The sequence below is a fragment of the Pantoea sp. SM3640 genome (assembly GCF_015654165.1).
GTDB lineage: Bacteria > Pseudomonadota > Gammaproteobacteria > Enterobacterales > Enterobacteriaceae > Pantoea > Pantoea vagans.
The window spans coordinates 2,242,607-2,257,530 of sequence record NZ_CP064872.1 but is presented as its reverse complement, the minus strand read 5'-3'; the positions used below and the strand labels follow the sequence as shown (position 1 = coordinate 2,257,530).

General features: G+C 56.1%; 13 protein-coding genes. 8 read left to right on the top strand and 5 right to left on the bottom strand.

Features of this window, described 5'->3' with window-relative positions; all coding sequences use genetic code 11:
• Positions 1-5 precede the first annotated feature (5 nt).
• Genes IV493_RS10455 through IV493_RS10440 form a run of 4 tightly spaced genes read left to right on the top strand, consistent with a single transcriptional unit; the run spans position 6 to position 4,702 of the window.
• Positions 6-836, top strand: coding sequence for a transketolase (locus tag IV493_RS10455; protein ID WP_033732315.1), 831 nt, complete (start codon positions 6-8; stop codon positions 834-836).
• A complete protein-coding gene (locus IV493_RS10450) occupies positions 829-1,773 on the top strand; it encodes a transketolase family protein (protein WP_013357551.1) in 945 nt (314 codons plus the stop codon). The genes IV493_RS10455 and IV493_RS10450 overlap by 8 nt, the downstream gene beginning before the upstream one ends.
• Positions 1,774-1,775: 2 nt before the next feature.
• Entirely contained in the window at positions 1,776-3,263 is a 1,488-nt protein-coding gene (locus IV493_RS10445) for an FGGY family carbohydrate kinase (protein WP_195857112.1), read from the top strand.
• Between the two features lie 20 nt (positions 3,264-3,283).
• Positions 3,284-4,702 carry an L-fucose/L-arabinose isomerase family protein gene (locus IV493_RS10440; RefSeq protein ID WP_195857111.1) on the top strand — a complete coding sequence of 473 codons (1,419 nt, stop codon included), beginning with the start codon at positions 3,284-3,286 and terminating at the stop codon, positions 4,700-4,702.
• A 120-nt stretch (positions 4,703-4,822) separates the two neighbouring features.
• Here the strand turns inward: IV493_RS10440 and IV493_RS10435 are convergent, their stop codons facing one another.
• Together IV493_RS10435 and IV493_RS10430 are read right to left on the bottom strand one after the other, a co-directional pair.
• Positions 4,823-5,953: a mechanosensitive ion channel family protein gene (locus IV493_RS10435; protein ID WP_013357554.1), complete on the bottom strand. Its 1,131-nt coding sequence runs from the start codon at positions 5,951-5,953 to the stop codon at positions 4,823-4,825.
• A gap of 96 nt (positions 5,954-6,049) precedes the next feature.
• A complete protein-coding gene (locus IV493_RS10430; protein WP_195857110.1) occupies positions 6,050-6,784 on the bottom strand; it encodes a flagellar brake protein in 735 nt (244 codons plus the stop codon).
• Between the two features lie 209 nt (positions 6,785-6,993).
• Between IV493_RS10430 and IV493_RS10425 the strand changes: the two genes are divergently transcribed.
• Positions 6,994-7,242 carry a GlsB/YeaQ/YmgE family stress response membrane protein gene (locus tag IV493_RS10425; RefSeq protein WP_013357556.1) on the top strand — a complete coding sequence of 83 codons (249 nt, stop codon included), beginning with the start codon at positions 6,994-6,996 and terminating at the stop codon, positions 7,240-7,242.
• A gap of 66 nt (positions 7,243-7,308) precedes the next feature.
• Here the strand turns inward: IV493_RS10425 and IV493_RS10420 are convergent, their stop codons facing one another.
• Together IV493_RS10420 and treA are read right to left on the bottom strand one after the other, a co-directional pair.
• Entirely contained in the window at positions 7,309-9,408 is a 2,100-nt protein-coding gene (locus tag IV493_RS10420; protein WP_195857109.1) for a TonB-dependent siderophore receptor, read from the bottom strand.
• A gap of 191 nt (positions 9,409-9,599) precedes the next feature.
• Positions 9,600-11,285 carry an alpha,alpha-trehalase TreA gene (gene treA / locus IV493_RS10415; protein WP_195857108.1) on the bottom strand — a complete coding sequence of 562 codons (1,686 nt, stop codon included), beginning with the start codon at positions 11,283-11,285 and terminating at the stop codon, positions 9,600-9,602.
• 210 nt (positions 11,286-11,495) lie between these two features.
• On the opposite strand from treA, the gene ghrA reads away from it, so the two are divergent.
• The 3 genes from ghrA to IV493_RS10400 all read left to right on the top strand — a co-directional run bounded on the left by ghrA (position 11,496) and on the right by IV493_RS10400 (position 14,444).
• The gene (ghrA, locus tag IV493_RS10410) at positions 11,496-12,437 is read left to right on the top strand and encodes a glyoxylate/hydroxypyruvate reductase GhrA (protein WP_110331745.1); all 942 of its coding nucleotides are present in this window, start codon (positions 11,496-11,498) and stop codon (positions 12,435-12,437) included.
• A 39-nt stretch (positions 12,438-12,476) separates the two neighbouring features.
• Positions 12,477-13,214, top strand: a complete 738-nt coding sequence (locus IV493_RS10405) for a phosphatase (RefSeq protein WP_195857107.1) — start codon at positions 12,477-12,479, stop codon at positions 13,212-13,214.
• A gap of 513 nt (positions 13,215-13,727) precedes the next feature.
• On the top strand, positions 13,728-14,444 hold the full coding sequence (locus IV493_RS10400; protein ID WP_195857106.1) for an HNH endonuclease: 717 nt from the start codon (positions 13,728-13,730) through the stop codon (positions 14,442-14,444).
• Between the two features lie 21 nt (positions 14,445-14,465).
• On the opposite strand, the gene IV493_RS10395 is transcribed toward IV493_RS10400, so the two are convergent.
• Positions 14,466-14,867 carry a hypothetical protein gene (locus IV493_RS10395; protein ID WP_195857105.1) on the bottom strand — a complete coding sequence of 134 codons (402 nt, stop codon included), beginning with the start codon at positions 14,865-14,867 and terminating at the stop codon, positions 14,466-14,468.
• Positions 14,868-14,924: the final 57 nt, after the last annotated feature.

The window sequence follows — 14,924 nt, the reverse complement described above, 5'->3', positions numbered from 1 at the left end:
AGTGTATGAATCCTTTCAATCTTCCGGTCGAAGACCTTGAGCGTCGGGCGCGTGCTATCCGTCGTCGCATTATCCAGCTGAATGCGGGCAGCCCGGCAGGTGGTCATACCGGTGCCGATCTGTCGCAGGTGGAGATCCTCACCGCGCTTTACTTCCGCATTCTGAACTGCGCCCCGGATCGCACTGACGACGATCAGCGTGACATCTACATCCAGTCTAAAGGACACGCGGTGGGCGGTTATTACTGCGTGCTGGCGGAAGCGGGCTACTTTCCGACCGACTGGCTGGCAACTTATCAGCATGCCGACTCACATCTGCCCGGCCATCCGGTGCGGCAGAAAACGCCTGGCGTTGAGCTGAATACCGGCGCACTGGGACACGGACTGCCGGTGGCGGTGGGCATCGCTATCGCAGCGAAAAAAGATAACAGCTCGCGCCGCATCTTTGTGGTGACCGGCGACGGGGAACTGGCCGAAGGCAGCAACTGGGAGGCAGCACTGGTCGCAGCGCATTACGGCCTCGACAACCTGATCATCATTAATGACAAGAACAAGCTGCAACTGGCGGGCGCGACCCGCGACATCATGAACACCGATCCGCTGCCGGAAAAATGGCGCGCCTTCGGGCTGGAGGTCACCGAATGCAACGGCAATGAGATGGCGGCGGTCGTCGACACTATTGAAAATCTGCCGAAGAACGGCAAGCCGCAGGTGATCGTGGCACATACCGAAAAGGGATTTGGTATCTCCTTTATTCAGAGCAAAGCCGAATGGCATCACCGGGTGCCGAAAGGCGAAGAGATCGCGCTGGCACTGGAGGAACTGAAAGATGAGTAATGCACAACATTTAGCAAGCGTCATGGTAACGGCCTTTATCGACGCGGTGAATCGCGGCGTGGATCTGGTGCCGGTGGTAGCTGACTCCACCTCAACCGCCAAAATCGCCCCCTTTATCAAGGCGTTTCCCGACCGGCTGATCAACGTCGGCATCGCCGAGCAGACGCTGGTGGGCACAGCGGCCGGGCTGGCGCTGGGCGGCAAAGTTGCGGTGACCTGTAACGCCGCGCCGTTTCTGGTATCACGCGCCAATGAGCAGGTGAAAGTGGACGTCTGTTACAACAATACCAACGTCAAACTGTTCGGGCTGAATGCCGGGGCCAGCTATGGCCCATTAGCCAGCACCCACCACAGCATTGATGATATCGCGGTGATGCGCGGTTTCGGCAATATCGAGATCTATGCGCCTTCCTGCCCGCTGGAGTGCCGCCAGATCATCGACTACGCCCTTGAGCATGTCGGCCCGGTCTATATCCGTCTGGACGGCAAAGATTTGCCGCAGCTGCACGACGAAAGCTACCGGTTCAGTCCGGGTGCGATCGACCTGTTGCGGGAAGGCAGCGACATCGCGCTGGTGGCGATGGGCTCAACGGTTCACGAGGTGGTTCACGCCGCTGAGCAACTGGCTGAACAGGGCATTTCAGCCGGTGTGATCGCGGTTCCATCGATTCGTCCCTGTGATACCCAACAGCTGCGCAACCTGTTAAATCACTACCCAGCGGTGATTACCGTAGAAGAGCACAACGTCAATGGTGGTGTCGGCAGCCTGGTGGCCGAAGTGCTGGCGGAAGGCGGCTGCGGCATCCCGCTGTTACGGCTCGGCATTCCGGATGGCGAATATGCGATTGCCGGCGATCGCGCCTCGACCCGTGCCCGTCATGGCATTGATGCCAGCAGCGTAGTCAACAGTGCAGCACGCATCTGCGCAGGAGCATAAACATGGTGGGACCCCTGATTCTGGCGATCGACGAAGGCACCACCAACGCCAAGGCGATTGCGGTTGATCGCAGTGGCCGCGTCGTGGCGCGCGGCAGCCAGAGTTTAACCCTGCAACATCCGCAGCCCGGACTGGCGGAGCAGGACCCTATGGCAATCTGGCAGGCGGTAAAGCAGGCAATCATCCAGTGTCTGTCAGCCTGTGATGGCGCGCCTGTTGCGGCCGTGGCGATCAGCAATCAGCGCGAGTCGGTGCTGATCTGGCAGCGGCGTGATGGTCAGCCGCTGACGCCACTGGTGAGCTGGCAGGATCGACGCTCAGAGGCATTCTGTCGCAATCTGCACCAGGCGGGCAAAGCGCCACGTATTACCGGCTTAACCGGGCTGGCCGTTGATCCGATGTTTCCGGCCGCCAAGCTGACCGGGATGCTGGCCGCCATTCCCGACGGTGCGGCGCGGGCCGCAGCCGGTGAGCTTTGCATCGGCACCGTCGACAGCTGGCTCAGCTGGCAGCTCAGCGCAGGTGAGGTATTCGTTACCGATCACGCCAACGCCGCCCGCACTCAACTTTATAGTCTGCATCTTAATGACTGGGACGACGAGCTGCTGTCGCTGTTTCAGCTACCGCGCGCCGCGCTGCCACGTATTACCTCCTCCGCCAGCGAACAGGGCGTGGTCGCGGTGCGTGACATTCCCGGCTTAGCGCCCGGCACGCCCATTCTGGCGCGCATCGGTGACTCCCATGCTGCGCTGCAGGCACAGCGGCGCGGCGAGTCAGAAGTGGTGAAAGCCACCTACGGCACCGGCTCCTCACTGATGATGTCGATGGCGACGCCGCTACTGACGGAAAATGGCCTCAGCACCACCGTGGCCTGGCACGACGGCACGCTGCGTTATGCGTTTGAAGGCAACATCACCCACACCGGTTCCGGTGCCGCCTGGCTGGGCAAACTGCTCGGCGTGCAGGATCCGCGTGTGCTGACCGCCATGGCGCAGCGCTGCGACGACAATCAGGGCATCTATTTTGTCCCGGCGCTCTCCGGCCTGGGCGCGCCCTGGTGGGATCTGCAGGCGCGCGGCATGGTATGCGGACTGACGGACGCCGCCACGCCCGACGTACTGGCGCGTGTCGCGCTGGAGTCGATCGTCTGGCAAATCGCCGACGTCTTTTTTGCGATGGAGCAGGCCAGCGGCCAGCAGCTCCCGGCCCTCTGTGTGGATGGTAGCGCCACCGAAAACAGCTGGCTGATGCAGTTACAGGCGGATGTGTTACAGCGGCCGCTGCAGCGGGTGCCGACCGCCGAAGTATCCGCGCTGGGCGCGGCGCTGCTGGCGGGCAAAGTACTGGGATGGTGGCAGCAGGGCAGTGATATGCAGGCGCTGCAGGGCGGGAGCGTCATCATGCCGCGTGAAGAGCACGCGCAGCGTATGCAGGAAAACTATAAAGGCTGGATCGACGCCGTTGCACGCTGTCGTTATCAGCCACATTAATCCTTAACCGGAGCAGAGCCATGTCAACACTTCCTCAGCAGTTAACCTTCGGTGTCATCATTGGCAACCGGGGATTTTTTCCCAGCTATCTGGTGGGCGAGGCGCGCCAGCAGGCGGTTGCGCTGTTTGAAAAGATGAACATTAATACGGTGATGCTGGATGAAACGCAGACCAATCTGGGCGGCGTCGAGACGCGGCAGGAGGCTAAAACCTGTGCTGCGCTGTTTCGTCAGCATCGCGAAGCAATTCACGGCATTGTGGTGCTGCTGCCTAACTTTGGTGATGAAAAGGCCATTGCCGAAGCGCTTCGTCTGGCCGGGCTGAATGTGCCGGTACTGGTGCAGGCGGAAGAGGACAACCTGGATAAAATGGGGCTGGCGACCCGCCGTGACAGCTTCTGCGGCAAAATTTCGCTCTGCAACAACCTGCGGCAGTATGGCATTCCGTTTACCCTGACCCGCCAGCACGTCTGCGCCCTGAGCGGCGAGGTTTTTCAGCAGGATTTACAGCGCTTCAGCCAGCTCTGCCGGGTAGTGAATGCGATGCGGCGGGTTCGCGTTGGCGCGATTGGTGCGCGGCCCGCCGGATTCAACACCGTCCGCTACAGCGAAAAGCTGCTGGAGAAGATGGGCATCGCAGTAGAAACCCTGGATCTATCGGAGATTTTTACCCGCACTAACCGGCTGCGTGATGACGATATCCGCGTGGCAGAGAAGCGCGAGATCCTGGAAGCCAACGCAGATGCGCGCGGCATTCCGGGCGACAAACTGGTGACTATGGCCAAACTGTTTGTGGTGATCAGCGAGTGGATCAGTGACAACGATATCGACACGACGGCTATTCAGTGCTGGACGTCGCTGCAGGAAAACCTGGGCATCAACGTCTGCTCTATCATGAGCGTGATGTCGGGACAGCTGATGCCCAGCGCCTGTGAAGTGGACGTGATGGGCGCGCTGTCGATGTATGCGCTCGCCAGCTGTTCGCTGAGTCCTGCTTCACTGGCGGACTGGAACAACAACTTTGGCGATGAGCGGGACAAATGCGTGCTGTTTCACTGCGGAAATTTTGCCAGCGCCAGCCTGGAGTCACCGACCATGGGCACGGCGGATATTATTGGCACCACCGTGGGCAAAGAGAACACCTGCGGTGCGGTGCATGGCCGGATGAAGCAGGGCGACCTCACCTATTTCCGCCTCTCGACCGACGACTTCAGCGGCGAAATTAAAGCCTATGTGGGCGAAGGCATGTCGGTCACCGATCCACTGGACACGATCGGCTGTCGCGCGGTCATTCAGGTGCCGCAGCTGGAGACGCTGCTGGCGTGGATCTGCCGCAATGGCTTTGAGCATCACGTGGCGATGAACCACTCTGCTACGGCCGGTGTGCTGCAGGAAGCATTCAGTGAGTATCTCGGCGTGAGTTGTTACCGGCATCAGTAAGCGATGAGAGTGAATCGCAGAACGCGATAAGGGCAATGCGGGCCATGAAGCCGATGCGACCACGGTTCTGGCCGCATCGGCTTCATAGCCCGCCATTTTCAGGACAGGAGGGCGGGCATGTTAGCGCGCCATTCTGCGCACTTCGCCATCGTCACTTTCCACGGCAACCAAATCCACCGGCGGCAGATTACCCCCGCTGAACTCAACCTGACGGATCGGGAAGGCGAAGCGGATATTGCGCTCTTCAAGAGCCGCCATGAGCTGCAGGTTAATCTCCTGCTGTATATCCATGTACTTGTTGTAATCCGCATCCAGCACAAAATAGACCACTTCAAAAGTCAGCTTTGAGTCCTCGAAAGCCAGGAAGTGGGCGCGGTCAAAACGGGTGGTCTCAACGCCCTGGATAATCTCTTTCACCAGCGGGCTGATCTGGCGCACCTGCTCAGAAGGCGTGGCATAGCTGATGCCAAACTTAAACACGATGCGGCGCTGCTGCATACGCTTGTAGTTGTGGATGGTCTGCTGCAACAGAATGGTGTTTGAGCAGACGATCTGCTCACCACTCAGGCTGCGCAGCCGGGTGGTTTTCAGGCCGATATGTTCAATGGAACCGGCTATATCACCAAAGACAATAAAATCGCCATGCTCGAACGGCTTATCGAAGCCTATCGCCAGCGACGCAAACACATCGCTCAGCACGGTCTGAATCGCCAGCGCAATCGCGATCCCCCCGACGCCCAGGCTGGCGACCAGTGCGGTAATATTGATGCCCATGTTCGACAGAATGGCCAGGAACATCATGATCCAGACCACGACCCGCAGCAGAATCCCGAGGATCACCGTCGTCACCGGGTTACGCACATGCAGCGGGTCGCGCAGCAGGCTTTTCAGCCAGAGCCGGATGCCGCAGTCGATCCACAGCGCGAGCTGTACGATCAGCGCCAGGAACCAGCCGTGTGCGATGGTCACGCTCCAGGATTCGGGCAGGTCCACAAACTTCAGGGCAATCAGCAGTGAAAAGATCAGCAGCAGGGTCTGGCTGGTGCTGCGCAGTATCTCCACCAGAATCGCGGTCGCGCGGACATGACGATGTTCGCTGTAAAGCGCAATCCGGTTGGAGATAAAGCGAATCAGGGTACGTAATACCCAGTAAATCACCAGCGTGGAAACCACCACGATGGCGCTGTTGAGCCAGAGTTCCTGATTAAAAAAGAGGGAGTGAAAACGACGTGAAGAGAGCCAGTTTTCCATTGGGGAGGGTCTCCTTGCTGGGTTCCGGTTTAAAAGAAAACAAGCAAGAAGCATAGCCTGGATGCGGCCCACCTGTGTGGCGCATCCCTGAAGACGTTACTGGAAACGGGTCGATTTATCGCGAGCCAGTCGCTCAAGAGCAAAAATAATCTGCTGAAGCTGCCGCTCCTGCGCCGGGTTCAGCGTGGCAAAGCGAAAGCTCAGTCGGGGCGTAATGCGGGTTTCATTCTTGCGGGTCACCACGCAACGCTCGCCAATGTGCAGCAGCTTCACCGGCACGTCAAAAATGCCATACTCGCCCAGCTCGACCCGGAACGAATTGAAGCTGTCGCCGTTCTGTAACCCGTCCGGCAGCGGTTCATCCACCAGCACGCCGATGCCGCCCAGTGACAGATCCTGTAAACGCAGGCGCGTTTTACTGCCATCCGGCCACAGGGTATGACACCAGAACTGCGGCTCCATCGGGGCGCAGACGCGGAAGAATTCCCGTCGCTGAATCTGCCACAGTAGCTCCGGCAACGGTGCGCTGAAGGCGGGTAATCCTTCAAACTCCACCCTCTCCAGCGAGGCAAGGCTGAACTCTACCTTCGCGCCATAGGTTTCAGCGGTAATGCTGAGATCGTCGCTGGTCAGGGCGTATTCGTTATCCAGATTATTACTGCCCAGGTCAAACAGCAGGCGATCTTCATCGGCAGCCAGCATCCGGCTGATAAACTGCCCGCGCGCGAAGCGCACCAGTAGTGGCGTCTGCAGGTGCAGCAGATCTTTCATTACGCCCAGAACCGCCAGCGTGCCACGTTTTAAATATTGTTCCTGGTCGGCTTCTTTCACGTCCTGCTCCGCAAGGGGTTACTGTATTTATGCTGTTTTTTTGCCTCATCCCGGTTATCGGCGCGGCAAAAAAAAGCTTTAGCCGGTGAATTCTTAAAAAATAGTGTGACCCGTGAGGCGTTTTTCAAAAAGCTGGCTATACTTATCGCGGTAAACCGCTTGATAAATCAGGCGTTCACGCTTTAATCATAAAAAGGAAGGAGCAACAGATGGGTATTATTTCCTGGATCGTCTTTGGCTTAATCGCGGGTATTCTGGCGAAGTGGATTATGCCGGGTAAAGACGGTGGCGGTTTCATTCTGACTATCGTTCTGGGTATTATCGGTGCCGTAGTGGGTGGCTGGATCAGTACGCTGTTTGGCTTCGGCCGCGTCGACGGGTTTAACTTCGGAAGCTTTGTGGTCGCTGTTATCGGTGCCATCGTGGTGCTGTTCGTATACCGCAAAGTACGCAGTTAACCGTAACGGTTTCAACAAAAAAGGGGACGAAGCGATTCGTCCCCTTTTTTTATCTTTTACTTTTAATCAGAAGTCGTAACCAACGGTCGCCATCACGCTGCGTTCCGCACCCCAGTAGCAGTAGCCTGTGCCGTAGCAGCCCGCCACATAAGTACGATCGGTCAGGTTGTTGGCGTTGACCTGAACCCAGGCCCCTTTCAGGCTGCTGTTCCAGACGCCAAGATCGGCCCGCACTGACGCATCAAACAGCGTCACTGACGGCACGCGCGTGGTGTTTTCATTGTCCGCCCACTGTTTGCCGATGTAACGCACGCCTGCACCCGCACTCAGACCGTAATCAAACTGATAGTGACCCCAGAGTGCTGCCATGCTGTTGGGGGTGACGTACGGTGTATGTCCGCTGTTGCCATCCACCGAATCTTTAAAGCGCAGATGATTCAGCGTATAGCTCGCCACGGTGCTCAGACGCGGGGTGAGCTGATTACGCGCTTCCAGCTCGATACCCTGTGAGTGAACTTTGCCTGATGGCGAATAGGTCGCCGTCAGCACGTTGCGGTTCGCCACATCTTTCTGCGTCAGGTCATAGACCGCCACGCTATAGAGATCGCGGGTGCCATTGGGCTGATATTTCACCCCGGCTTCATACTGCTCGGCGGTGGTCGGCTTCAGCAGATTATTGTTGGGATCGGTGAGCGCGGTCGGAGTAATCGCCTGGCTCCAGCTCACGTAAGGTGAGATACCGTTGTCGAAGGCATAGAGCAGTGCCGCGCGTCCGCTGATGTGATCATCCTGACGGCGATCGCTGCCGCTGTTATTGGCGACGATGCGATCGTAACGGCCGGAGAGATCCAGATGCCAGCGATCCAGCTTCATCTCATCCTGCAGATAGAGGCCGGTCTGGTAGTAGCGACGGGTTTTATCCGCCCAGCTCTGAGACGGCATTTCGCCCACCTGCTCGCCGGTCAGGGCATTGAGCTGGTTAGCCGAACCGCCCGCCTCACTGATCTCATTTTTATAACGATGATACTCGGCACCTACCGTGACGCGGTGCTCCAATTCGCCCGTATCAAACTCTGCCTGTAAACGGTTATCGGTAGACCAGGCAGAGAGCGACGAGCGCTCGCCAGAGTAGTAGCGGTTCAGCAGATCGGGATTATTTTCGTCCCAGCCAATCTGATAGACCTGATCGAGATCGACATTGGAGTGGCTGTAGCTGCCGGTTGAGGAGAATGACCAGACGTCGTTAAAGCGATGAGCGAAGTCGAAGCTGTAGATCTGCTCGCGGCGCTTGAACTGATCGAGGTCGCTGTTGCCCTCATAAAAGCCATTGCTCAGCTTGTAGCCGTTGTGTTCGGTGAGGCTGCCGTCGCCCGGCACGGACCCGTGATAACCACCTGACGGATCTTTCTGCAGATAGGCTTTCAGGATCAGATGGGTATCTTCATCCGGCTGCCACATCAGTTGCGGCATCAGCGCATATTTCTCTTCGCGGGTGTGATCGTACTGCGTATCACTGTTGCGGGTCACGCCGGTCAGGCGAAACGCCCACTGGTCGTTGATCGCATTGGTATAGTCAAACATCGTGCCGGTGGTGGCATTACTGCCTGCCTGCAGCTGGATGTGACCCTCCTCGGCGAACTGCGGACGTTTGGTCACCATATTGACCAGGCCGCCTGGCACTGTCTGACCATAGAGTGCAGAAGAGGGGCCTTTGATCACGTCGATGCGCTCAAGGAAGGCGTTATCGACCTGCAATACGTTGAAACTGCCGCCGTCGCTCATCAGCCGCATGCCGTCGAGGAAGGTGTTATCGACATCACCGCCGTGGAAACCGCGCAGCGCAATGGTGTCGTAACGGGTCGCGGCACCGCCAAAGTTGGTGAAGACGCCGGAGCTGTAGCCGAGTGCCTGGTTCAGGGTCAGCGCGCCCTGATCCTGCATCTGCTGGCGGGTGACCACGGATATCGACTGCGGCGTGGTGATCAGCGGACGATCGCTTTTGGTTGCGCCCTGGCTGGTCGTCGCCAGATAGCCCTGGGTCGGTGAAGTCGAGTCTTCCTGCGGTTGTGCAGTCACCACCATATCGGCAGCGAAACTCAGAGCAGGCGCGGTCAGCGCCAGGGTGCAGAGGCGAATATACCCTCTCAGCGACAGTGACAGTTTCATCGGAGTTCCTTTCATAGCAAAGATTAAGGCAGGTGAGTAAAGTTGTTAATAGGTAATCTCATTATCATAATGAGAATTATTACCTTTTGTAAATTGGCTGCAATTTTGCCTGTTGACGTAAGAAGGTCAAGTAAAATTCGCTGAAAAGGCGTGCGGATACCTCCGGTGAGGCCAGAGGTATCCAGAGAGGGTTAAGGTTGTGAGGCAGATGCCTGCGGAATATCGTGGGCGCTGTTACAGGTTTTATCTTTCGGACAATACTTATCGAGCAGTTTCAGCGTGACGCCGTTGGTCCAGCCAAAGCCGTCCTGGAGCGGATACTCACCGCCGCCACCGCCGCCGAGATTTTTGCCGTCGACGACATATTTCTCCACCAGCTTATGCTCACGGTCATAGGTTGTCTGGACGTTTTGCAGGAAGCGTAAGCCTACCTCTTTCGCCAGTTTTGGCTGGTTGTAATGCTCCAGACCTTCCACGGCAACCCACTGCAGCGGTGCCCAGCCATTTGGTGCATCCCACTGCTGGCCGTTGTTCACGGTGGTGGTTACCAGACCACCGGGCTTCAGCAACTGCTTCTCAACTGCGCTGGCGGTGCTTTCAGCCTGCTTGTCGCTGGCGACCTGCAGATAGAGCGGGAACAGCGCGGCAGCCGTCAGCTGCGGATGAACCTGCTTTTTCTGCCAGTCATAGTCGGCATACCAGTTCTGTTTACTGTCCCACAGATAGCGGTTGATCGCCGCCTGGCGCTTCTCCGCGCGATCGGCGTACTGCTTCGCCAGATCGCTCTGTTTGTTCATCTGGTAGCCTTTCGACAGGGTCTGCTCCAGATGGAACAGCAGGCTGTTCAGGTCAACCGGCGCCAGTTGGGTGGTGCGGATTGTCGACAGGTTGTGCGCGTCGGTAAACCAGCGTGAGCTGAAATCCCAGCCCGATGCGGCACCGGAACGCAGATCGCGGTAAAGTTCAGCTTTATTGCGCTGCGGCGCTTTCTGCGCGGTGGCAATATCATCCATCCAGGATTCGGTGCGTGGTACATCGCGCGCATCCCAGTAGCGGTTGAGCAGGGTGCCATCTGCCAGCTTAATCACCCGCTTGCTGGCTGCGCCCGCCGCGACGTTATCGCTGTCGGCCATCCAGTAGTCGTACTCTTTCTGCAGCTGCGGCAGATAGTGGGTATAAGCTTTGCCGTCATCGTGCGTCGCCAGCAGGTCGACCATCAGGCTGAAGAACGGCGGCTGTGAACGGCTCAGGTAGTAGCTGCGGTTGCCGTTGGGGATGTGGCCATAACGGTCAAGCAGCGAGGCGAAGTTATCCGTCATATCCTGGACTTTATCCCAGTGTCCGCTCTCGGCCAGCCCCAGCATGGTGAAGTAGCTGTCCCAGTAATAGACTTCGCGGAAACGCCCGCCCGGCACCACATAGGGCTTAGGCAACGGCAGCAGCGAGTCATACTGACCGGCGCTGCTGGTGGTGCGCGTCAGCACCGGCCACAGGCCATCGATGTGCTCACGCAGGTTTTGTCCGGCGGGCGGCACATATTTGTCGCCCGCAGCGGGCAGGGTAAAGTTAGCGTCAACAAAACGTTTGAGATCGAAATTGCGCTGTTTCTTCTGCATCTGCCAGTCGGCAAGAATCGAAGCGGGATCAAATTTCGGCACCGCATCGGCAAAGGTCTTCTGATCGGGATAGAACTTCGCCTGCTGCACGGCATTAAACAGCGGCCCTAAACGAACGTCCGGCGGCTGCGGCTGATTATTCAGCATGCGGCTGTTGTCGTCGGCATGGGCGGTGAAAGCGGGTACGCTCAGCAGCAACGTGAGCAGAAAGGGCGCATAACGCTGACGCCGTGAGTCGGCGTTTACCTCAATTTTTGTCATCGGTTTTTCTCCTTGTCCGAAATGCGGCCGCGCGTAACGCATTGACCACAGGACCAACTTTAGACCTTATCTGCCCACTTCACCCTGAAGCGAGCCGGAAATGTGAAGCCACGGGAATTATTTTTATGGAAAAAACCGCTTTTTCACGCGGGTTTTTTCTTGCTCTCACCTCACTTTTCCCCGACGCTGAAAGAAAAAAAGGAGAGCAGGATGGAGATCATCTGGTATCACCCGTCGCAGTCTGCAGCGGCCTGGATTAACGGTTTGCAACAGCGTCTGCCACATGCGCGTGTGCGTGCCTGGCAGCCAGGCGACAACGGACCAGCAGATTATGCGCTGGTCCGTTCACCCCCCGCAGAGATGCTGCAGGGACGTGCCACACTGCGCGGCGTCTTTGCGCTGGGTGCAGGCGTTGACGAGATCCTGAAACAGCTGCAGCAGCACCCTGAGATGTTGCCCGACAGCGTGCCGCTCTACCGGCTGGAAGATACCGGGATGGCGCGCCAGATGCAGGAATATGCCGTCCATAGCGTACTGAACTGGTTCCGTCGTTTTGACGACTACCGTCTTCAGCAGCAGCAACAGTGCTGGCAGCCGCTGCCTGCTTACCCGCGTGAAAGCTTCACCGTCGGGATTCTGGGCGCGGGCGTGCTGGGACAGAGCGTGGCAGAGAGCCTGAAACCCTGGGGATTCCCGCTACGCGTCTGGAGCCGTTCACCAAAAGCCATCGACGGCGTGACCAGCTTTGCCGGACGCGATGCGCTACCTGCGTTTTTGCAGGAGACGCGTGTGGTGATCAACCTGCTGCCGAGCACGCACGAGACCATTAATCTTATCGATCACGCCTTTTTAGAGCAGTTGCCGCACGGCGCGTTCTTCCTCAACATCGCGCGTGGCGCACAGGTGGTGGAAGCGGATCTGCTGGCCGCGCTCAATAGCGGTCAGCTGAAAGCGGCGGCGCTGGATGTGTTTCAGGTTGAACCGCTGCCCGAAGCGCATCCGCTCTGGTCACATCCGCGCGTCACGATCACGCCTCATAATGCGGCGGTAACCTTGATCGACGAAGCTATCGATTACATCGCCCGCGCCATCACCCAGGATCAGGCAGGCGAGCCGCCGCAGGGCAGGGTAGATCGTCAGCGCGGCTACTAATGAACCGGCCCCGGCAGGGGCACTCAGCAGGAGAAGAGGATGTATCCGGTAGATCTGCATATGCACACCATCGCCAGCACGCATGCTTACAGCACGCTGCACGACTACGTGACCCAGGCGAAACAAACCGGCATGAAGCTGTTTGCCATTACCGACCACGGCCCCGACATGGCTGATGCGCCGCACTACTGGTACTTCATTAACATGCGCGTCTGGCCGCGCGTCATCGATGGCGTGGGAATTCTGCGCGGTATCGAAGCCAACATTAAAAACCAGCAGGGTGAGATCGACTGTTCCGGCCCGATGCTCGATGCATTGGATTTAATCGTCGCTGGTTTTCATGAGCCGGTTTATGCGCCGCGCGACAGAAAGCATCACACAGACGCGATGATCGCCGCCATGGCGGGCGGGCTGGTTCATATCATCAGCCATCCGGGCAACCCGAAATTCCCGGTCGATATCCCGGCGATTGCCGAGGCCGCAGCGCACTACGACGTGGCGCTGGAGCTGAACAACTCCTCCTTTACCCATTCGCGTCCGGGCAGCGAACCTAACTGCCGCGCTATCGCCGCCGCCGTGCGTGATGCGGGTGGACGGCTGGCATTCGGCTCCGATTCCCACACCGCGTTTACGCTGGGCCATTTCGATCACTGTCTGCGGATTGCCCGCGAAGTGGATTTTCCCGAGGATCGGGTGTTAAATGTCACGCCGCGTCGCCTGCTCGACTTTCTGGAAATGCGTAGCGGCAAACATATTGCTGAACTGGCTGACTTTTAATTTATTACCTGGGGACTCCAATGCCGCCAGACTTCCTGCCCCTGGTGTAAGCTGTGGGTCTGATATATCTGTTTTGCGGCTGAGTTACCCGAATTGAACCGACTGTTTTAGCTGTACGGACGATAGCGATGATTGGTACATCAGAAAATCGCTTCTTCATGGCAATGTCCTCAGGGGGCTGAAGACATGATTAACACCGGGATGTTACTAATCCACGGGAAGCAGGTTCGTTTACTGTCCATCTGCTACTAATCAGTACTTACTTTGCAAGTAATTTGGCCTGACGTCTCCGTGATTAACTACGCGGCGTTGCCTTGTTTGTTCGTGTTGAACTCATAGAAAAGTACTTAACAACTATCAAGTACTTCAAAGTGATTGGGCAAGTATCGCTGCGTAGTAGAGCCGACGAAGTGAACGCCTGCCTTATAATCATTGTAAGTGTTAGAACAACTGAAAAACTGGATCAGTTAGGCCGTTTTTATGTACAAAGAAATACTTCAAAGGGAGATGCGTATGAACAGAAAGCAATTCATCCAGTCAGAAGGCGCGACTTGCAGCAACTGGACCTGGAGTTGGTCATTTGTTAACCACGAAAAGAAGTTGGTAATTTTTGGTACTTGGGATGTAGAAAGCGAGCAGAAGCGAGCCGTAATACTTCGGGAAATATGGGAGTACAATTCCAAGAACAAAAAACAACCGGGCTACACACAAGCACTTGAACACATCAAACTCGTACATGAGGGATACGAGCTGTATACCTTCAATATGGAGTTTTCAGAACATCCAGATGATCCAGATGTCGCAGTTATTAAGAACTTCGAGCGTAAACTCGAAAAACGCTTTCTGAGGAAAGAAGGTACAGTCTGGTACGCAGATTTCCTTCCCAATCCATTCCCAGATGAAATTCCAGCACCTGAGAACTACTTAGAAGGGGCTAAGAAGCAGGTAACTGTCAACTCCTATGAACGTGATCCACGTGCTAGACAAGCTTGTATTGACCATTACGGTACTATCTGCAAATGCTGTAATTTCGACTTCGAGAAAATATATGGTGAACACGGTAAAGGCTTCATCCACGTCCATCACATCAAGCCATTGCATACTGTAGGAGAGGGCTATAGGGTAGATCCTATCGCTGACATGATACCTCTATGTCCAAACTGTCACGCAATGGTGCATCGCGGTAGTGAAGTACTTACTCTTGAGGAATTAAAAGAGAAAATGGTCTGAAGGGCTTGTTATAATCTTAAATTATAAGTTACTCAATGAATTTTTAAGCGTGTTCCATGCCTCACTTACTTCCTCTACAAAGGATTCAAGTGGGCTTGATTTTATAGCAAAAAATTTTCTCAAATACAAGTATCTCAATACGTAATCACTTTGCATATATTCAGAATGTCCAAAGTTAGTTTTGATGTTAATAAATTTATTACTTGAAATAGGTGTTGTGCCTATAGCGGATGTAGAGTAACAACATATCTCGATTAGTAATCTTTCTAAAATGAAATCATTAGTTGAATAAAGATTGAAAGCTCCAAGAATATTTTCATATGAATCGAGCATGGCATATTCCAACTCAGAAGAAATCCCTCCCATAAGTAGCAAGAATACCTTGTTTTTCTTGTCTATGATGTCAAGACTTTCAAGAACCACTTAAGTACCCATCGAATGAGCGATGATTAATATTGTCTCTGATGGAGTTGACCGGAG

What these genes read in the sequence shown, in the direction of transcription:
- IV493_RS10455 (WP_033732315.1), top strand. Translation starts at nt 6, where the DNA reads ATGAATCCTTTCAATCTTCCGGTCGAAGACCTTGAGCGTCGGGCGCGT.
- IV493_RS10450 (WP_013357551.1), top strand. Translation starts at nt 829, where the DNA reads ATGAGTAATGCACAACATTTAGCAAGCGTCATGGTAACGGCCTTTATC.
- IV493_RS10445 (WP_195857112.1), top strand. Translation starts at nt 1,776, where the DNA reads ATGGTGGGACCCCTGATTCTGGCGATCGACGAAGGCACCACCAACGCC.
- IV493_RS10440 (WP_195857111.1), top strand. Translation starts at nt 3,284, where the DNA reads ATGTCAACACTTCCTCAGCAGTTAACCTTCGGTGTCATCATTGGCAAC.
- IV493_RS10435 (WP_013357554.1), bottom strand. Translation starts at nt 5,953, where the DNA reads ATGGAAAACTGGCTCTCTTCACGTCGTTTTCACTCCCTCTTTTTTAAT.
- IV493_RS10425 (WP_013357556.1), top strand. Translation starts at nt 6,994, where the DNA reads ATGGGTATTATTTCCTGGATCGTCTTTGGCTTAATCGCGGGTATTCTG.
- IV493_RS10420 (WP_195857109.1), bottom strand. Translation starts at nt 9,408, where the DNA reads ATGAAACTGTCACTGTCGCTGAGAGGGTATATTCGCCTCTGCACCCTG.
- treA (WP_195857108.1), bottom strand. Translation starts at nt 11,285, where the DNA reads ATGACAAAAATTGAGGTAAACGCCGACTCACGGCGTCAGCGTTATGCG.
- ghrA (WP_110331745.1), top strand. Translation starts at nt 11,496, where the DNA reads ATGGAGATCATCTGGTATCACCCGTCGCAGTCTGCAGCGGCCTGGATT.
- IV493_RS10405 (WP_195857107.1), top strand. Translation starts at nt 12,477, where the DNA reads ATGTATCCGGTAGATCTGCATATGCACACCATCGCCAGCACGCATGCT.
- IV493_RS10400 (WP_195857106.1), top strand. Translation starts at nt 13,728, where the DNA reads ATGAACAGAAAGCAATTCATCCAGTCAGAAGGCGCGACTTGCAGCAAC.